Genomic DNA, 20,201 nt, shown 5'->3' on the forward strand with positions numbered 1-20,201 from the left:
TAGAACTAGCTAATAAACAATGATATGAAACAGACCATCACCCGATTCGCACTCGAACACTCACGCACGGTTTATGCCGTAGTGTTACTGGTGACACTGGCCTGTATGGCCATGATTCCGTTCCTGACCATTGATACGGACCCTGAAAATATGCTGCGGGAAGATGATCCCGCCCGGGTTTTCCATAACCGGGTCAAGCAGCAGTTCACAATGCACGACATGATCGTAGTTGGTGCAGTAAACAACAGCGAACAAGGTATTTATAACCCGACCTCTCTGCAGGCTTTACACCAGCTTTCCAAAGGTATTCTGGAACTGGATGGAATTGTTCGCAGCGACCAGATGTCGCTGGATACCGTCGACAATATCACCCAGGAAGGTCCGGGGGTGATCCGCTTTGAATGGCTGATGCAGGATGCACCGACAACGCAACAGCAATCTGAACAGTTACGGGATGCAGTTAACAGGCTGCCTATGCTGGCTAACACACTGGTATCCGGTGATGGCAAAGCTGCGGCTATTTATGTGCCGGTTGAATCCAAGGATGAAAGCTATCGCATAGCTGAAGAGATTCGCGGGATTATCAGTAGTCTGCAAAGCCAGGATGATTTCCATATTACCGGCCTGCCTGTTGCAGAAGACCAGTTTGGTGTGGAGATGTTTATCCAGATGGGTATCTCTGCTCCCCTGGCCGGTCTGGCAATCTTCATGTTGATGTGGATGTTCTTCCGTAGTATTCCGCTGGTGGTAGGACCAATGGTTGTCGCCATGGCAACAGTATTGATTACCATGGGTTTGCTGATCGGTATGGGCTTTACCGTTCATATCATGTCATCCATGATCGCTATCTTCCTGATGCCGATTGCGGTCGTGGACTCCACCCATATTCTTTCCGAGTTTGCTGACCGGTTCCGCCCTGGTGAAGACCCGAAGAAAGTGATTATCAAGGTTTTGGATCATCTGTTTACTCCGATGCTCTATACCACGATTACTTCTGCAATCGGTTTCCTGTCACTGATGCTGACACCGATTCCACCTGTGCGGATTTTTGGTGCCTTTATCGGCTTCGGTATCTTCCTGGCCTTTGTTCTGACCATTGTTTATATCCCGGCGTACATCTCCCGTATGAAGCCGGAGTCTTTGGAATCCATGCAGGATGCCATTCACCGACTGGAAGGCGGTGGTCGTCTTGGTCGCTGGCTGCCGAAGGTGGGACGTATGGCCACCGGTGGACGATATGCCGTATTGCTGGTTTCCCTGACACTGTTTGCAGTCAGTGTTGTGGGTATTACCAAGATTCAGATCAATGATAACCCGGTGAACTGGTTTAAGGCCGATCATGAAATTCGTGTCGCTGACCGCGTTCTTAATGATCATTTTGCTGGAACCTATGATGCCTGGCTGGTTCTGGAGCGACCCTCCGGCAGTGCCAGCTCAAAAGCCTTTGTTGATCAGTACAACAAGGTTATCAGTGAGGCAGGAAAGCAGGGTATTGACCTGATTCCTCTCCAAATCACTGATGAAACCAACCTCTACGAAATGGCAACCGCTATTGATGACCGGCTGTTTTCCAGCTCAGGGCTGCTCGAGGCAGGTGACGAGGAAATTGTTTGGCTGGAAGAGCTTCTTGTGCTGGTGGAAGTACAGCTGGAACAGAGCCGTGTATTCCAGAGCCCAGAGGTGTTGAGCTGGATCTCAGACCTGCAGGATTACCTTCTGTCCAGTGACCTGGTGGGTAAAGTCAATGCCTTGCCCGATGTGGTGCGCACAGTAAACCGTGAACTGCAAAGCGGTAATGACAAAGATTTCCGCCTGCCTGTTACCGCAAACGGTGTGGCCCAGGCACTGCTGCAGTATCAGTCTTCCCACCGGCCACAGGATCTCTGGCACTTTGTCACCCCTGATTACACCAGCAGTTTGGTCTGGCTGCAGCTGACCAGCGGTGATAACCAGCATATGACCCAGGTGGTTGAGCTGGTGGATAACTATATCGCCCGTAACCCACTGCCTGCCGGACTGGAATATGGCTGGGCCGGTAAAGCCTACCTGAATGTGATCTGGCAGGATGCCATGGTCAGCGGCATGGTTGATAGCCTGCTGTCATCTTTTGCAGTGGTCTTTGTGATGATGGTGCTGCTGTTCCGTTCGGTGAAGTTTGGTCTGCTGGCTATGTTGCCGCTGACGTTTACCATCACCTTTATTTATGGGCTGATTGGCTGGATTGGTAAGGATTACGATATGCCGATTGCCGTGTTGTCTGCTCTGACTCTTGGCCTGTCAGTCGACTTTGCCATTCACTTCCTGCAGCGCTATCGCGAGCTGCGTAAAGAGAAGGAGAATGAAGTGGCTCTGGCTGAGATGTTTGAAGAGCCAGGTCGGGCCATTACCCGTAATGCCATCGTCATCGCCGTGGGCTTTACCCCGCTGCTGTTTGCTCCACTTGTTCCCTATATCACCGTTGGCATTTTTCTTGCCAGCATTATGGCTGCCTCGGCACTGGTGACGCTGTTGTTGCTGCCAGCGATATTGAGCAGTCGTGTCTCAGGACAGGTTTCTGGTCAGGCTTTAAGGAGTGCATCATGAAAGTCTTATCTCTGTTTGCAGCCGCAGCTCTGGCTGTCTCAAGTTTTCAGATGGTTCAGGCCGCTGACCTGACCAGTGCCGATGAAATTGTTAAGCAGGCCAATATCGCTTCCTACTACGCCGGCAAGGATGGCCGCGCGGAAGCAAGGATGAAAATCATCGATGCCCAGGGGCGTAACCAGCTTCGTCAGTTCACCATTCTTCGTCGCAGTAGGAAACCCGGTGGTGAACAGGATCTGATGGTGTTCTTTAGTCGCCCAAGTGATGTGCGCAATACCGTGTTCCGGGTTGTGCGCCATCCAGGCGCTGATGATGATCGCTGGCTCTACCTGCCAGGACTGGATCTGGTAAAACGTATTTCCGCCGGAGACAAACGGACATCTTTCGTTGGTTCAGACTTCTTCTATGAGGATGTGTCTGGCCGCAATCCCTCTGAGGATAACCATAAACTGCTGGAAACAGCCGGTGAATACTATGTGCTGGAAAGCAAGCCAGTTGACCCTAAGTCGGTTGAGTTTGTCAGCTACAAGAGCTGGATCAGCAAGGCCACTCTGTTGCCAATGAAGGTCGAATACACCGACAGCCGAGGCAAGATTTACCGCACCATGGAAGTGGTTAAGGTCGATACCATTCAGGGGCATCCTACCGTACTGCAGGCTCAGATCAGTAATCTTGAGCGTGGCAGCAAAACCCTGATGCAGATGCGTGGTGTGAAATACGATATCGGTCTGCCCCAGGATATTTTCGGCGAACGCAGCCTGCGCAAACCACCACAGCAGTGGTTGAAGAAGTAAGGATGTTGTTATGACTTCAGCTTCAATTAAGCGAAAGTGGCCCCTTCACCTGGCAATGACCAGCCTTGCTGCATTGATCTCTGTTTCATCTGTCGCCAATGATCAGGTAGCAGATGATGAGTGGGACGACTGGGGAGATGAAGAGCGTCTCGACGATGTGGATATGGACAGCTGGGACTCTGATGATGTCAGCACTGTCTCTGGCTTTATCGAGGCGGGCATTGGACGACGTCTGCAGACAGACTCAGCTATCAAAGAGCGCAATACGCTGAGCGAAGCGCGGGCGAGAATTGAATATCAGTATTTTCATGATCTGTTCAGTCTTGAAGCCCTGGGTGATGTTATTTACGACGATGTACTGAATGAAGGTGAGTGGCAGACCCGCAAGCTGGTGGCCCAGTTCAGCCCAACCGACAATATTGATATGAAAGTCGGGCGACAGGTGCTGACCTGGGGAACCGGCGACTACCTGTTCCTAAATGATCTGTTCCCCAAGGACTGGCAGGCTTTTTTCTCCGGGCGTGATGATGAGTATCTCAAAGCGCCATCTGACAGCATTATGGGTAGCTGGTATGGGCCTTTGGTCAGCGTTGATCTGGTTCTCACCCCGAAGTTCAAACCGGATAACTCGCTGAATGGGGAAAGGTTCTCCTTCTTCTCACCTTTAGCCGGGAAGCAGGTCGCTCCGAATCCTAAGCTGAATCCCGATGAACCAACAGGTGCTACATGGTCTGGCCGTTTGGCCACAACACATCAAGGTATTGAATATGCCCTGTATGGTCATATCGGTTACTGGCCTACGCCGGTTGGTATAAACAACCAGGGAAAGGCGACTTATCCTGAGCTGGATACCTGGGGAGCAAGCCTGCGCAGCCCTCTGGGGAAAGGATTATTCAATACCGAGATGGCCTGGTATGACAGCCGGGAGGATCGTTCCGGTAAAGATCCAAAGATTCCCAATTCCCAGCTGCGCTGGCTCGCGGGCTATGAACAGGAAGTGGCAACGAATCTGACGGCGGCTGTCCAGTACTATCTGGAGTGGACCCAAGACTACGATGATCTTAAGAAGTATTCATCCAAACCTCAGTATGAGCAGGATGAATACCGTCAGCTGCTGACCCTGCGCTTTACCAAACTGGCTATGCAGCAGAAGCTGACCTGGTCACTGTTCACCTTCTGGTCACCAACGGATCAGGATGCCTATCTGCGCCCCAGTGTCAGTTACCGGTTGGATGATAACTGGGAATTTGCCACAGGTGCCAACCTGTTTATGGGTGACGATAAACATACATTCTTCGGGCAGCATGAAGATAACAGCAATGCCTGGGCTCGTATTCGGTTTAATTACTAACAAACAGCCATGAGCTGGAAATGTCCGCCCCAAAATATGAAAAAAATGAGGGGCATTTCCATGATAAAAAGCAAAATCAAAATGGAGTGATCATTATGACAGTTGAAAGAGCGGTATTTTGTTTTGCCGGGGTTATGGTGCTGCTTTCAGTGGCTCTGACACAATTTGTTCACCCCGGCTTTATGTGGTTTACAGTCTTTGTAGGTGCCAACCTGTTCCAGTTCTCCTTCAGCGGATTCTGCCCGGCAGCGATGGTGTTTAAAAAGCTGGGTCTGAAAGCTGAGAAAGAAACAGGTGCCGTTTCTGTAACCTGATGATTTCAAACATCTGTGAAACCCCGGGCTGCCGGGGTTTTTCGTTTCTGAAATAGTGATCCGGGATTATTGCAGTGTATGATTACACGGTTGTTTAATCAGGCAGCCCTGGCAGGGAATAGTCATGCGAATACTGCACACATCGGACTGGCATCTGGGTCAGCACTTTATGGGAAAGACCCGGGAAGACGAGCATCGTCTTTTTATCAACTGGCTGCTGAAAACCATTGAGCAGGAAACGGTTGATGCTGTTGTCATTGCTGGTGATATTTTTGATACCGGCGTACCTCCCAGTTATGCCCGTAAGCTCTATAACCAGTTTATTGTAGGGTTACAGTCAGCCGGTTGTCAGCAACTGGTGGTTATCGGCGGCAATCATGACTCGGTTGCAACTCTTCATGAATCCCGTTCCCTATTGGAGTACCTGAATACCACAGTTGTTGGTGCTGCTTCCGATAATCCGGAAAGCCAGGTGGTGGTTTTGAATAACCGCAAAGGTAAACCGGGTGCTGTTCTCTGTGCTGTGCCGTTTATCCGTCCTCGCGATGTGGTGACCAGCCAGTCTGGTGAATCCGGTGATGACAAACAGAAAGCACTGCTGTCCGCTATGACGGAACACTATCAGGCCATCTACACCCATGCCCGAAACAAGGCACAGGAGCTGGGGCACTGGCACGCACTGCCAGTGATTGCGACCGGGCACCTGACGACTGTTGGAGGCAAGGTTTCGGAATCCGTCCGGGAGATTTATATCGGAACGCTGTCTGCATTCCCTGTCTCGGCTTTTCCTCCTGCTGACTATATTGCTCTTGGTCATCTGCACCGTGGTCAGCTGGTGGCAGGCAACAATCATATTCGTTATTCCGGTTCACCCATTCCTCTGAGCTTTGATGAAGCCGGATCAAGTAAGCAGGTGTTGCTGGCTGATTTTGATAAAGGCCGGTTGCAGGAAGTGACTCCGGTTGATGCTCCTCTGTTCCGGCCACTGGCTTCGATAAAGAGTTCTCTGGATGATCTTGGCGAAAAGCTGGAGCAGTTCCTTGGCGAGCAAAGTGATTGCAGCCTGACGCCCTGGGTTGAGATTGTTGTCGAAGGAGATGATTATCTGAGTGATTTGCAGAGCAGAATTCAGGATGTTGCAGACACATTGGCCCTGGAGGTGCTTCGTGTTCGCCGCAAGCGACAGGCATCAGCTACAGGGCTTGCAGTAGAAGAGCGTGAAACGCTGGCCGAACTCAAGGTTAATGACGTGTTTATCCGTCGCCTGGCTGGGGAAGAGTTTGATGATATCCGCAATGAAAAGCTGGTTTCTGCTTTTGAGAAACTAGTTGCTGAAATTGAAGAAGAGCAGGTTGCTGAAGGAGTAGTGCAATGAAAATTCTAAGCCTGCGGCTGAAAAATATTAACTCCCTGAAAGGGGAGTGGAAGATAGATTTTACCGATCCGCAGTTTACCGATAACGGACTCTTTGCCATTACCGGCCCGACTGGTGCGGGGAAAACCACGCTTCTTGATGCGATCTGTCTTGCTCTCTATCACCAGACGCCGCGTTTACATGTTTCTGCTTCCGAAAATGAGCTGATGACCCGCCATACAGCAGAGTCACTGGCTGAGGTGGAGTTTGAAGTGAAAGGCGATTGCTATCGCGCTTTCTGGTCACAGCGCCGCGCCCGTAACAGTATCGATGGCAAGCTGCAGGCTCCTCAGGTAGAACTGGCCAGGGCTGACGGTGAGATTATCACCAACCGGATTAACGACAAGTTAAAGCTGATCAGCAAGATCACCGGTCTGGACTTTGAGCGTTTTACCAAATCCATGCTTCTGGCCCAGGGAGGCTTTGCAGCTTTTCTGGAAGCCAGTGCCAATGAACGTGCCGAGTTGCTGGAAGAACTGACCGGTACGGAAATTTACGGTGAGATTTCCCGTCGTGTTTTTGCCCGAATGCGGGAAGAAGAGAGCCATCTGAAAGTTCTGAAAGCCCGGGTAGAGGGTGTTGATTTGCTGACTCCAGAGCGCATGGCTGAGCTGGAGGCTGAACAGGCAGGCCTGGAAGAACAGCAGCGCATGGGTAAGTCAGAGCAAAAAACGCTGGCAGAACAAAAGCTCTGGCTCGAAAAACTGGCAACTGTTCAACAGGACATCACCGCCAGCGAGCAAAAGTATAAACAGGCTGTCGCAGAACAGCATAAACGGGCTGATGATCTGAAGGCACTGAAAGATGCCATGCCGGCGCTTGAAATCAAGTCAGTCTATGAAAGCTGGCAGGATCTGATGAAAACCTGCCAGCAAAGAGAGAAAACCCTCGCCGGTTATCGCAAAGAGCAGGTTCAGAATGAAACTGTTTTGAAAACCATTGATAGTCAGGTTGCTGAAGCAGGGAAACAACGGGATGAGGCTTTATTAAAGCAGCGGGAAACTGAGAGCCTGATCACCAGCAAGATTATTCCTCTTGATGAAAAAATCAATCACCAGAAAGAACAGCTATCTGTTAGTGAGGGTGAGAGTAAAGGTCTGGTTCATGAGCTGGCTCAACGTGAGACTGGTTATAAAAGCCTGCAGAAACAACAGAAACTGAGTCTGCAAAGTCTTGAGCAGATCAACAGCTTTCTTACCGAGCATGCGGCTTATCAGTCATTGGGAGAATTGCTGCCGGCCTGGAAACTGCAGCTTGATAGTCGTGAAGTACTGTTTAACCGAATTCTGGAACTTCAGCAGCAGGATGAAGAGCTGCAAAAGCAGCGGGGAACTTTTCAGGCAGAAATCGGTAAGTCCCAGACAGCCCTCCAGACCAGCAAGCAGTCTTATGCACAGCTTGAGAAAGAGCTGAATGAACTCAACCAGAAACGCCAGCTGACACTGGCTGAACGGGAAGAAGATCATTGGCGACAGCGTCTGGAAAAATTCCAGCAGCAACAGCCTCTGGTTCAGACGCTACATCATTTGCAGGAGCAGAACCGACAGGATGGCCTTGCTTATTCCCAGGCTCGCAAGGTTTTGGCTGATCACAAGGTTCAACTGGAGCAAAGGCAGCAGGAGCTGCAGACGTTCCGGGAACAGTACAAAAGAGAGCGCCAGCAAAAGCGTGATCTGGAAGTGATTCTGGAACAGGAAAAGACCATTGCCAGTTTGAGTGAGCACCGTCAGAACCTGCAACCCAATCAACCCTGTCCATTGTGTGGTTCCCTGGAGCATCCGGCTGTTGAGCAGTATGTGCAGGTCAACCAGTCACAAACACAGCAGCGCCTGGATACCCAGACTCTAAAAGTTGAAGAGATGGAAGTCGCTGGTCGGGCTATGGGCGAGGACGTTACTCGCCTGAAAACGCTGATTGACGCCACAGATAAGCAATTATCAGAGGTGGGCAATAAGCTGGAAGCCTGCCTGAAAGAGTGGAATAACACCTGCCAGAATCTGGGCATCAATCTGGATCTGAATAATCCTGAAGATACCTCCCTGAGAATCGCCAACCGTCAGGAAAAAGGGGACAGGCTCAAGGCACTTATTCAACGCCTGGATGCATTAAACAAGGATATTCAGCTGCACCAGCACAAGCTTTCTGAAGCCAGGTCGCAGTCAGAAGCGGCCTTACATAAATTTGAGATGGCAACTGCCCAGCAGAAAGAGCTGGATAGCAAGCAGAAGGAACTGAAAACACAGCGGGATGTCGCCAATACAGAGCTTTCAAAGCATGAGAACACACTGACCTCAGCCTTTGAACCACTGGGGTTTGAACTGCCAGCGACTGGCAGCAGCCAACAGTGGATGGAACAGAAGAAACAACTGTGGAGCCAGTGGCAGAGTCAGCAGAAACAGAAAGAAGAAAACCAGCAGAAACTTGATGTTCTGAATCAGGATATGGCGCTGGTGCAGAAAGATATTGAACAACTGGTGAAGCAGAAGCTGGCAGCTGAAAAGAGTCAGGAGCAGCAGAGAGAAACTCTCGAGACTGTTATCAAGGAACGTCAGGCGCTGTTTGGTGACAGGAGTACAGCTGATGAGAGAGCACAGCTGCTTGAAGCGGTGAACCTTGCTGAGCAGGCCTACAAAGAAGTTGTTGCCCGAAAAGATGAGCTGAATGGTAAAGCGAATGAACTGAACGGTTCTATACAACAGTTAACCAAAACTCTGTCAGAGCTGGAGCAGAAACAGGTTCAGGCCGAAGGCGCATGGGAGAACGCTTTATCATCAAGTCCTTTCGCTTCCTTTGATGATTTCGAGAAAGCTCTAATGCCTTCAGAACAGCGTCAGGAGCTGGAGCAGTTAAAGCTTCGTCTGGATCAGGAACTGGCCAGTAACCGTGCCCTGCTGGAAAAAGCACGTCAAACCCAGACGCAGCTCAGGGAAGAACCTTTAACAGACAGTTCGCTGGATGACATTCAAAAAGCTTTCACTGAGATTGAAGAAAGTTTGAACCTTGTCGCCCAGCGCAAGGGTGAAATCTTTAATGCCCTCAAGAGTGATCGGGATAAGCGGATCAGCCAGAAGCAGCTGCTGGAGGAAATTGAAACCCAGAGTCAGATACTGGAAGTCTGGGATCATCTTAATAGCTTGATTGGTTCAGCCAAGGGAGACAAATTCCGTAAATATGCCCAGGGGCTGACACTGGACCACCTTGTCTATCTGGCCAACCGTCAGCTGGAACGGCTGCATGGCCGGTACCAGTTACACCGCAAAGGCAATGAAGAGTTGAGTCTGGAGGTGCTGGATACCTGGCAGGGTGATACCGCCCGGGATACTAAAACATTGTCCGGTGGTGAAAGCTTCCTGGTCAGTCTGGCACTGGCACTGGCGCTGTCTGACCTGGTCAGCCACAAGACCCGGATTGATTCACTGTTTCTGGATGAAGGGTTCGGTACTCTGGATGCTGAAACACTGGAAACGGCTCTGGATGCTCTCGACAGCCTAAATGCCAGCGGCAAGATGGTGGGCGTGATATCTCACGTGGAAGCTCTGAAAGAGCGAATCCCTGTACAGATAGAAGTCAGCAAGGAACAGGGGCTGGGTTATAGCCGTCTGGCTTCCTGCTACCGCTTTAAAGAACAGGCTGAGGTGCCTGCGGAAGCGTGACCGCAACAGCCGGAGGGTTGCCTTGTTGCAGTAACTCTCCGGTGTCGATTTCTGAAAACCCGGCCAAAAGGCAGAGCAGTAGAACCGTAATAAGGTTGATCCCGATACGTTTTAGCAGTGTCATCGTCAGGGTCGGCCTAATAGTGAAATCAGGGTGAGTCCATGATTAGCTATGGACACACCCTGAAATATGCCATGGCACGCTCAGTGACTGAATACGTCTTAGTCATCACAAAGAAAGCATTTTCCAATAGAATCTGTAGTAACCCTCTTAGGATGGCTAGGGGAATCTATAGAAAGGCTAGTGGTTTGTAACTAGGTATTTTCATCCTGGGTAAATATCTTTACAATGCACCCAAGTTCAGAATCCGAGCACAAGAAAGGGTTGTACGTAGTTTTTGGTGATGTGTTGTATCTATTTTCGCTTATAGCTGTTTTGAAGCGATAACACTCCCAGAAGACGGTTTCAGACTGCTCCTGTCTATTACACCTCTTGTTTGATAAACACGAACTACGCTACATCCTCATCATGCTTGTTGAGGTGGGTTGGTGGTTTGCTTTCTTGTGCGAGGAACTCCTGAAACTGAGAGGGACAGTTGTACGCCAATCGCCGGCAACTGCCGGATAGAAGTATAAGGACTGGCACTATGAGTGAACTGAAAATCTACAGTGAATCCGGAGGGATGAACCCACTTCGGCATTACACTGTATACAGCCAGATTCGTGATGCTTTACACGATATTGGGGTTAGGTTTGAGCGCTGGGAAACCAGGGCGGAGAAACTGTTACCGGGAGTTGATGAAGAAGTTGTTCTGGATTTATACCGGGATCAGATGGAAAAACTGATGGCTGAAGAAGGCTATAAAGCCTTTGATGCGATCAGTGTTGGCCCTGATCACCCTGACAAGGAGGCATTACGCAAGCAGTTTCTGCGGGAGCACACTCACCCGGATGAAGAGGTGCGGTTCTTTGTAGAAGGCAGGGGACTGTTTACTCTCCATCATAACAACCTGGTTTACGACGTTTTATGTGAAGCCGGGGATGTTCTGATAATTCCGCCCGGTGCCCGACACTGGTTTGATATGGGGAATAACCCAGAAGTTATCACCATCCGTTTGTTTAATAACCCTGATGGCTGGGTTGCCCACTATACCGGTTCACCTATCGCTGATCATTTCAGCCGTTTTGTAAACTAATAACATCTTAAGAATAAACTCCTATGTAAAAAAGTGCTTCAGTCTTTGCAGAGACTTTTGCATAGGAGTTACCATGCACTATGTTCTCCAAATAATAATGATAAAAGGAAACAGTTCATGGGTAATGTTCGTACCGGTAGACGTTATCGGCCGGGTCGCGCAGAAGAATTCTATGATGTGATTGTTATCGGTTCCGGTGTAGGCGGGCTTACGACGGCGGCCTTGCTTTCTTTGCTGGGCAAGAAAGTCTGTGTTCTTGAACAGCACTATACAGCCGGTGGCTACACCCATGTCTACGAGCGCAATGGGTTTGAATGGGATGTCGGCGTTCACTATATAGGCGAGGTTCACAATCCTCGTTCTACTCTTCGCCGTGTATTTGATGTTATCAGCCAGGGCCGCATGCAGTGGGCTGAAATGGCTCCTGTCTATGATCGAATTTTTTTGGGCGATCATGTTTATGACTTTAAGGCTGGCCGGGATAACTTTATCCAGGGGTTACAGGAGAGATTCCCTGAAGAGTCGGATGCCATTACCCGCTATGTTGATCTGATCAGAACCATGAGCCGAATGGCTCCAAGGTTTTTTGCGGGGCAGGCCATGCCTCCAACCTTGTCTCGACTCTATAACCTGGTACGGCCGCTTCTTGTTCCTAAGGAGTTTTTCAAAACAACAAGAGAGGTTTTGGAAGGTCTGACTTCAAACCAGGAACTGATATCTGTTCTGACCGGCCAGTGGGGAGATTATGGTCTTCCCCCCAAAGAAAGTGCTTTTCTTATGCATGCCATGGTTGCCAAGCACTATCTGGCCGGAGGCGCCTATCCGGTTGGCGGTTCATCCTCCATAGCCCGTTCCATTATTCCAACGATTCAGTCTTCCGGCGGGGAAGTGTTCACCTATGCCGATGTTGAACGGATTCTGGTTGAGAATAACCGGGCAACCGGAGTACAGATGAAAGATGGCAGCAAGCTGTATGCAAACCAGATTGTCAGTAATGCCGGTGTTCTACCGACTGTAAATCGTCTGATTCCGGAATCGCTGCGTGAGATTTTTGGTATGGATCAGTGGATGACGAAGGTAGAACATTCCAGTGCCCATCTGTGTCTTTATGCCGGTTTTGATGGCACCAGTGAGGAGCTTGGGCTTGATACGACGAATCTTTGGATTTATCCAGATGGTCAGCATGAAGCCAATGTAACCAACTTCTTAAATGATCCTGATCAGCCATTCCCGCTGGTTTATATTTCATTCCCATCGGCCAAAGATCCGGACTGGGAAAACAGGTATCCGGGTAAGTCGACGGTGGAAGTCGTTACTGTTGCCAATAAAGAGTGGTTTGAACGGTGGCAGGATACAACCTGGGGCCAGAGGGGAGAGGATTACGAGGCATTCAAGGAGCAGTTTGCCAATCGCATGCTAGACATTCTGTTCCAGCACCGGCCACAGCTGAAAGATCGCCTTGTTTTCCATGAACTGTCCAGCCCGTTGTCCACCCAGTGGTTCCAGAAGAATGAACAGGGTGAGATTTATGGTGTGGAGCATTACGTCAATCGTTTTCGCAAACCTTTCCTGCATCCGGTCACTCCAATTAACGGGCTTTATATGACCGGTGCCGATGTTATGACGGCCGGTGTTGGTGGAGCGGTTATGGGCGGTGTGATGGCCACGTCAGCCATGCTGGGGCTGAAAGGGAAACAGGTTCTGAACCTTTTGAAAACCTATCAGGTGCCGAATCCTGAGCTCGGCGCTGATATCAGTGAGTCAGCCAAAAGTCGTGAGAAGAAGACTGAGGCTGTAACCTAAAGTTGAAGGGCCTGAGAGATCAGGCCCTTTTAACTTCAGGTATCCAGGACATTATCAGGCAGCTTCAGGAACCGGCTGAGGTTTGGCTTTCAGAATGGTAAAGCCGGTAATGGCCAGCAATATGGACAGGATGGGATTCAGCAGGTTGAACAGTGCCCAGGGAGCATAATCAACCACGGCAATATCCAGAGTCGCGGAGTAGAACAAACCCGCTGTCGTCCAGGGAATCAAACCTGTTGTCAGAGTAGCGCCTTCTTCCAGACAGCGTGACAGCATGCTGTTATCCAGCTTCTGCTCCTTGAACTTCTCCTTGAAAATCTGGCCACCCATTATGATTGACAGATAAGCTTCACCCACACACATATTGGTGACAATGCCTGTGACAATCGTGGTGGTCATCAGAGACCAGGTCTGCCTTATGCTTTTCAAAATGCCGAGCATCAGGGTGTAAACAAATCCCAAATGCTGCAGAAGTCCACCCAGTGCCAGGGCAATCAAAGACAGTGACAGGGTCCACATCATATTGAGGATGCCGCCACGGGAGAGCAGGTTGTCCAGGTTCTCAATGCCTGTATGGCTTTTGTAGCCATGCTGTAGGCTGTTTAATACATCAGCCAGATTGGCTCCCTGCAGGAAAACCGCGAGAGTACAGGCCAGGGCAATGCTGATCAGCATCACCAGTTCGGGAGCCATACGGCGCTGGCTCAAAATAATCATAACGATGACCGGAAGCATGGCCCAGGGGGAGATCACAAAAGTGGATTCCAGTCCCTGTTGAATGGCTCGGACGGGTTCTGCAGACCATTGGCCGGAAGAGAAACTCATTCCCATCCAGGTAAAGAGCCCCAAGGCTAGCAGGTAAGCAGGCACGGTTGTCAGCATCATGGTGCGGATATGCTGGTTAAGAGTTGTTCCTGCGCTCATGGCCGCAAGGTTTGTCGTATCTGAGACAGGCGACATCTTGTCGCCAAAGCTGGCACCGGACACGACCACGCCGGCAATAATCGGCAGGGGAATATCAAGGGCGGAACCAATACCGAGAAGAACCACACCGGCTGTTGCCACTGTACCCCAGGATGTTCCCGTTGACAGTGACATCACACTGCAAAGAACAAGCCCAACAGGCAGGAAGTATTCCGGTGTCAGGATAGACAGGCCGTAGTGGATCAGGACGGCAACAGCTCCACTTTCAATAAAGCTGGCAATAACAAGGCCAATAAGAAGGAAGATATAAATCGCGCCCATGCCCCTGACAATACCATCAGTCATGGCCTGCCGGATTTCTGCAAATGACAGCCCGATGAAGGCTGCATGCAGGCCTGTCCAGATCAGGGCGGCAAGAAGGAGGATATGCAGACTTATGCCAAAGGCCATAAGCCCGGTCGCGATTGTTAGAATAATACCGCTAAAACAAACAGCTGCCTGAGTAACGGTATGCTCAGGCGTAGCTTTCGGTTCTGTCATGTAAAACTGCCGTGCTTGTTCGGTTTATCCGTAGGGGAACACCGAAGTCTTTATAAAGACAGGGCAGGGTACATGAAAAATGCTGAAAAATCAGAACTCTATGGCAAGTCTAAGCATATCTTTGTGTTGCAGGCCATTCTCGAACAGTGGTTCATCATAGTTGTTCAGGAAAAAATCACGATCAACGGCAAAGACCCGAAATCCGGCGCGCTGGTAAAAGGTCAACTGGTAACCAAAGGATCCAGTTCCAAGCTCAACACGTTTTATCCCGAGCTTTTTCATTTCACTAAGAGCATGTTTCAGAAGTTTCGAACCAACACCACTTCCCTGGCAGGACGGATCAACAGCAATGTTAATCAGCTCCCAGCTGGTTGAGGAAAGAGGAATAAGAACGCAGACGGCTACTATTTTTTCGCCATCTTCAACTGCGAAACAGGTAGAGCCGGGAAGGTAACTTTGAATCTTGGCTTCCGAAGGGTCAGCTTCCAGTAACAGCTCGATAGGTATTTGATCATGAGATACGGAAGAAATTCTCAAGAATACACTCCTGGCAAGTTGACCCTGACTATTGACGGTAATGCTATCAGTTCGACTCCTCCTTATGCAGTCATATTGTGTTCAAGATCATGATCAGTATCAGCGATTGGTTTGTTACTGACCTCTATCGCCAATTCCAGTTTATCGGAGATCGAGTTAAAGCATGGTAGATAAACATTCCGAATGTATATTGCCTGAGGCTGAATAAGGCAAACATGACAGAAAAAATAGTGAAACATGATAGAACTTGGTGTGAATATGCTTGTTTTGTACTAAGGAGTTGAGTTAGAAGAGTTTTTTATAACTGGAACCCTGCTGGTGAAGCCACTTATTCAACCCTGAAACTGTGTACTTGATATTCCACTTATCAGAAATATAAGCAGCGATCTGATGCACGTGAGCATAAGTATATTGTTCAAGGTGCTCAATCAGGTGTTCAGCTTGTTCTTCACTCAAGAAGCTCTCACTACCGCCATTATCTGGCTTCAGTTTTTCCTTTTTCCGGTGGTAGTCATCCAGATAGCGAGTGATTGTAAACTGGCTCTTTCTCAAAGCTTGAGAAATGAGGGCCGTAGACAAGCCTTCAGAACTTAATAAAACGGCTTTAATCCGGTCGCATTCCCGCCCATCCCGCGTATTCTTATTTATCTTTTCCTGGCAAAACCACTCATATTTGTTGATCCAGAGCATGAGTCGCTATCTTGATTTGCAGGCGGCTCTAGGCGTAATCTTGCCGCCCCATCCACCCAAGGCTAATCTTTTCGTTAATGAAAGATATCGACTCTATTCTGCACGCCCTGCCCGAAGCGATCTCTCATACCTTTGGCAAAGGAAAGCCGGCAGATTATATCCCTGCACTGGCAGAAGTCCCCCGTGACAGGTTTGGTATGGCCATCAGCACGGTTGACGGTCAGGACTTTATTGTTGGTGATGCGAAAGAGTCGTTCTCGATACAGAGTATTTCCAAACTGTTCAGCCTAAGCCAGGCCATGCATTATGCTGGTGAAAAGGTCTTTGAACGGGTTGGAGTGGAACCATCCGGTAACCCTTTTAACTCCCTCTCTCAGCTGGAGTTTGAAAACGGTATTCCCCGTAACCCCTTTATTAATGCCGGTGCCCTGGTTATCAGCGATATTCTTCTGGAACACCTGAAGTCCCCTAAACAAGACTTCCTGGATCATATTCGCAGACTTTCCGGAAACCTGGATATCCAGTATGACGAACGTGTCTTCCGCTCGGAATATGACCATGGCCAGCGCAATGCAGCCCTGGCGTATTACCTGAAGAGCTTCAACAATATCAACCATTCTATTGCTCAGGTGCTGGATTTTTATTTCTACCAGTGCTCCCTGAACATGAGCTGTCTGGATCTGGCACGGGCCAGCAGATTCCTGGCCAACGGTGGCATTGATCCGGTAAATGACAAAAAAGTGGTTACTCCAAAACGTGCCCGCCGGATCAACAGCCTGATGATGACATGTGGCACCTATGATGAGGCAGGCGAATTTGCCTTCCGTGTCGGCCTGCCCTGCAAGAGCGGTGTTGGTGGCGGTATCGTGGCTGTTATCCCGGGCAAGATGTCCATCTGTGTCTGGAGCCCGGAGCTGGGTGCCAAGGGTAATTCACTGCCTGGCATGCATGCCCTGAAGGCCTTTATCGAAAAAGCCGGCATTTCGGTTTTCTAAAGCTTACCCCCAAAATCTCCTGCCTTCCTTTGGTGGCGTGTCCCAACACACCACCAGTCCCCCTCATTTTGTCCAGTATGACTATCTCCAGCGCCAACTATTCCTGACATTCGTGCCATTTGAGGTGGCACGAATGGACTCGATTCCCAATACTGTATGACCATATTGATGCGGAGTCATGCTTATCAGAACAGCACATTCCTCACCGTCGTATTATGCCAACAGCACAGGAGTCTCTTATGAGTAAGAAGCGCCCCCTCCCCACACCTTTGCAGGCTCTTGCTGTGCTGACTGTCTTCCTGAGTATGGCTTGCTCTTTTACTGTTTTTCTTGATCTTCCGGTTCTGCTGGCTCTTTTCTTTGGCTGGTTTGTGATTATGACCCTGGGTCTGAAACTGGGATATCGCTATCGGGAACTGGAAGAGGCTGCTGCCTTTGGTGTCTTTGAAGGCATGCCCGCTCTATTGATTCTGTTTGCTGTGGGAGCCATGACCGGGTCCTGGATCGCTGGCGGCATAGTTCCGGGCATTATCTATTACGGGCTGGCGACAATTGCACCGTCACTATTTCTGCCAACCGCTCTGTTAATCTGCTCGATTACTGCTCTTTGCACAGGAACATCCTGGGGAGCTGCTGGCACGGCTGGTATTGCAATGATGGGAATTGGAGACGGCCTGGGAATTCCACCGGCATTAACGGCGGGTGCTGTACTTTCCGGTGTTTACTTCGGGGACAAACTGTCACCACTATCAGACAGTGTTCTTCTGGCTTCTTCCATGTCAGATGTAGAAATACGCGCTCATATTCAGGGTATGCTTCCTATCAGTCTGATGGCTTATATCATCACCCTGGTTCTGTTCACCATTACCAGTCTCAGCTACAGCGGCCAGCATGATCTTGCCCACATCAATGAGATTATGATGCTGCTGAAACAGCGTTTTGATATCAGCCTGCTCTGCTTTGTACCTCCAGGAGTAATTCTGATCCTGCTGGCACTGCGTCAGCCGGCTTTTCCAGTTATTACATTTGGTGGGCTTTTGGGTATTACCTGGGCGGTTCTGCTTCAGGGAAACACACCAATCGAATCGCTGCACAGCATCTGGGCCGTGCCCTATGTCGACAGTGACCATAGCTTTATCAGCAACCTGCTAAGCCGAGGCGGTATGGAATCCATCATGACATCCGTGGCAATGATAATTTTTGGCCTTGGCTTCGGCAGCCTTCTTGTGAAAGTCGGTGTTGTCCAGCTCCTTGCAGGCAAACTTGAAAGTTACATCACCAATGAATCGAGGCTGACCAATTGCACTCTGCTGACCGCATTTCTCGGCAACCTGCTCGGAAGTGCCATGTATGTCTCCCTGATTCTGACACCAAAATTGATGGTAAAAACCTACGATCAGCAGAAGGCAGACAGACGACTGCTTTCCCGCAATACGGAATTTGGCGGAACACTGACATCCGGCATGGTGCCCTGGAGCGATAATGGCACTTACATGACAGGAGTACTGGGTGTTGCCACATTGAGCTACCTACCCTTTATGTGGTTGTCCTGGATTTCCATCATCCTGGCAGTCGGCGTTTCCTGGACCCGAACCAGGGCAGGCAAAACAACAACGTTTACTAAAGATGGCAGAAGTCAGCACGCTCAGAGCAACCCTCTTTTAGCCCGTGATCAGACTCTATGAGCCAAGAAAATCCTGTTGCCATGTTGAATCTTGGCTGTGGTGACAGCAGCCTGATTCTGGTCTTGGCTGAAAGTATCGCTGCTTGAAAAAGTATATCGGTGTTGATCTCGCGGAAAACGCATTAAAACCAGTATCGAACAATATGATGGAACTGATTTCACTTCCCCAAATACCCGGTTATTCTTCTTTTACTGCAAAAGCCAGATAAAAAACCGTAAAATCACGCAAAGCACGGATAAATAATTATTTTTTTCCCCTCCCCTTTTAAACTGACAAGACTCTCCTCATTAAGTATGTACTGATACCAGAATATGCGAGAGCAATGGTTCGGGTACTTATCAATAACAAGTTGCGTTAGCCTTCAGGAATAAAGTCATGAACAATTTTAATTATCAAAATCCTACACGTATTCTGTTTGGCAAAGGACAGATTGCAGAGATTGCCAACCAGATTCCTGCTGATGCCAAAATTCTGATTACATACGGCGGTGGCAGTATCAAGCGCAATGGAACCCTGGATCAGGTTCACGCTGCTCTGGAAGGTTTCACATATCATGAGTTTGGCGGTATCGAGCCCAACCCAACCTACGGAACCTTGATGAAGGCTGTTGAACTGGCACGGGCTGAAGGTATTGATTACCTGCTGGCTGTTGGCGGTGGCTCTGTTATTGATGGCACCAAGTTTATTGCTGCAGCAATTCCTTTTAAAGGTGAAGATCCATGGACCATTCTCAGTGAACGCGCTCCTATTGAGTCAGCTGTTCCCCTGGGTAATGTTCTGACCCTGCCAGCCACCGGTTCAGAAAGTAACAGCGGTGCCGTTATTACCCGTCGTGAAACCAACGACAAGCTGGCCTTTATGAATCCGCTGGTATTCCCAACCTTTGCAGTGCTGGATCCTGAAACCACTTTCAGCCTGCCTGCCAACCAAACAGCCAACGGAGTTGTCGATGCATTTGTTCACGTGATGGAGCAATACCTGACCAAGTGTGAAAATGCGCCGGTTCAGGATCGCTACGCAGAAGGTCTGCTGCTGACTCTGATTGAGGAAGGCCCTAAGGTTCTGGCAACTCCTGACAGCTACGAAGCCCGCGCCAATGTCATGTGGGCCGCCAACCAGGCACTGAATGGTCTGATCGGACAAGGCGTTTCCCAGGACTGGGCAACCCATATGATCGGTCACGAGATTACTGCCCTTCACGGCCTGGATCACGGCCAGACACTGGCAGTTGTACTGCCCTCCCTGATGAATGTTATGCGCGGCCAGAAAGGTGCCAAGATTGTGCAGTACGCCGAGCGGGTATGGAATATTCGCGAAGGCAGCGAAGATGAGCGCATTGATCAGGCTATCGCTAAAACCCGTGAGTTCTTTGAGCAGATGGGCATCCCAACCCGCCTGACTGATTATGGTGTTGCCAAGGATGGTGAGCATACCAGTGTCGTATCAGCGCTGGTTGAGCAGCTGAAGCGCCACGGCATGGTTCAGCTTGGGGAAGAAGGTAACATTACCCCGGAAGTATCAACCCGAATCCTGGCTGAAGCGGTTTAATTCTGAAGCTACTGAAATTAGTGGGCATTGTTTGCTTATATCAATGCTCACTGTTTTTATAGCGAGAATATTTTTCAATAGTTAAATAAACCCACTCAAAACAATCCCAAAACGCCTCTCTATATATTTATCTCCTTCATAATCTTTATTTTCAGAGAGTTTTTTCAGTTTCCT

Annotated in this window: 14 protein-coding genes; 11 read left to right on the plus strand and 3 right to left on the minus strand. The window is 49.5% G+C overall.

Features of this window, described 5'->3' with window-relative positions; translation table 11 throughout:
- Positions 1-24 precede the first annotated feature (24 nt).
- The 8 genes from M3P05_RS06440 (at position 25) to M3P05_RS06475 (ending at position 13,108) form a co-directional block, all read left to right on the plus strand.
- The gene (locus tag M3P05_RS06440) at positions 25-2,583 is read left to right on the plus strand and encodes an efflux RND transporter permease subunit (protein ID WP_249698625.1); all 2,559 of its coding nucleotides are present in this window, start codon (positions 25-27) and stop codon (positions 2,581-2,583) included.
- Positions 2,580-3,377, plus strand: a complete 798-nt coding sequence (locus M3P05_RS06445) for an outer membrane lipoprotein-sorting protein (protein ID WP_249698626.1) — start codon at positions 2,580-2,582, stop codon at positions 3,375-3,377. The genes M3P05_RS06440 and M3P05_RS06445 overlap by 4 nt, the downstream gene beginning before the upstream one ends.
- A gap of 10 nt (positions 3,378-3,387) precedes the next feature.
- Positions 3,388-4,728: a hypothetical protein gene (locus tag M3P05_RS06450; protein WP_249698627.1), complete on the plus strand. Its 1,341-nt coding sequence runs from the start codon at positions 3,388-3,390 to the stop codon at positions 4,726-4,728.
- Between the two features lie 95 nt (positions 4,729-4,823).
- Positions 4,824-5,042 (plus strand): YgaP family membrane protein, encoded by a 219-nt coding sequence (locus M3P05_RS06455; RefSeq protein ID WP_249698628.1) that lies wholly within the window; start codon positions 4,824-4,826, stop codon positions 5,040-5,042.
- A 124-nt stretch (positions 5,043-5,166) separates the two neighbouring features.
- Complete coding sequence (sbcD, locus tag M3P05_RS06460; RefSeq protein ID WP_249698630.1) at positions 5,167-6,417, plus strand: exonuclease subunit SbcD; 1,251 nt, start codon at positions 5,167-5,169, stop codon at positions 6,415-6,417.
- Positions 6,414-10,109: an SbcC/MukB-like Walker B domain-containing protein gene (locus tag M3P05_RS06465; protein WP_249698631.1), complete on the plus strand. Its 3,696-nt coding sequence runs from the start codon at positions 6,414-6,416 to the stop codon at positions 10,107-10,109. Before sbcD ends, M3P05_RS06465 begins: the two co-directional genes overlap by 4 nt.
- Positions 10,110-10,756: 647 nt before the next feature.
- Positions 10,757-11,305: a 1,2-dihydroxy-3-keto-5-methylthiopentene dioxygenase gene (locus tag M3P05_RS06470; RefSeq protein WP_249698633.1), complete on the plus strand. Its 549-nt coding sequence runs from the start codon at positions 10,757-10,759 to the stop codon at positions 11,303-11,305.
- Positions 11,306-11,422: 117 nt separating this feature from the next.
- Complete coding sequence (locus M3P05_RS06475) at positions 11,423-13,108, plus strand: phytoene desaturase family protein (RefSeq protein WP_249698635.1); 1,686 nt, start codon at positions 11,423-11,425, stop codon at positions 13,106-13,108.
- A 54-nt stretch (positions 13,109-13,162) separates the two neighbouring features.
- Here M3P05_RS06475 and nhaC (M3P05_RS06480) read toward each other — a convergent pair whose 3' ends face one another.
- The 3 genes from nhaC (M3P05_RS06480) to M3P05_RS06490 form a co-directional block, all read right to left on the minus strand.
- On the minus strand, positions 13,163-14,572 hold the full coding sequence (gene nhaC, locus M3P05_RS06480; protein WP_249698636.1) for a Na+/H+ antiporter NhaC: 1,410 nt from the start codon (positions 14,570-14,572) through the stop codon (positions 13,163-13,165).
- 90 nt (positions 14,573-14,662) lie between these two features.
- A complete protein-coding gene (locus tag M3P05_RS06485; protein WP_249698638.1) occupies positions 14,663-15,109 on the minus strand; it encodes a GNAT family N-acetyltransferase in 447 nt (148 codons plus the stop codon).
- Positions 15,110-15,394: 285 nt separating this feature from the next.
- Positions 15,395-15,799 carry a helix-turn-helix domain-containing protein gene (locus M3P05_RS06490; RefSeq protein ID WP_408635872.1) on the minus strand — a complete coding sequence of 135 codons (405 nt, stop codon included), beginning with the start codon at positions 15,797-15,799 and terminating at the stop codon, positions 15,395-15,397.
- Between the two features lie 77 nt (positions 15,800-15,876).
- Between M3P05_RS06490 and M3P05_RS06495 the strand changes: the two genes are divergently transcribed.
- The 3 genes from M3P05_RS06495 to M3P05_RS06505 all read left to right on the plus strand — a co-directional run bounded on the left by M3P05_RS06495 (position 15,877) and on the right by M3P05_RS06505 (position 20,027).
- Positions 15,877-16,794, plus strand: coding sequence for a glutaminase (locus M3P05_RS06495; protein ID WP_249698640.1), 918 nt, complete (start codon positions 15,877-15,879; stop codon positions 16,792-16,794).
- A 119-nt stretch (positions 16,795-16,913) separates the two neighbouring features.
- A complete protein-coding gene (gene nhaC, locus M3P05_RS06500) occupies positions 16,914-18,479 on the plus strand; it encodes a Na+/H+ antiporter NhaC (RefSeq protein ID WP_283777701.1) in 1,566 nt (521 codons plus the stop codon).
- 375 nt (positions 18,480-18,854) lie between these two features.
- Positions 18,855-20,027 carry an iron-containing alcohol dehydrogenase gene (locus M3P05_RS06505; RefSeq protein WP_249698643.1) on the plus strand — a complete coding sequence of 391 codons (1,173 nt, stop codon included), beginning with the start codon at positions 18,855-18,857 and terminating at the stop codon, positions 20,025-20,027.
- Positions 20,028-20,201: the final 174 nt, after the last annotated feature.

The sequence above is a fragment of the Parendozoicomonas callyspongiae genome (assembly GCF_023502345.1).
Taxonomy (GTDB): Bacteria; Pseudomonadota; Gammaproteobacteria; order Pseudomonadales; family Endozoicomonadaceae; genus Sansalvadorimonas; species Sansalvadorimonas callyspongiae.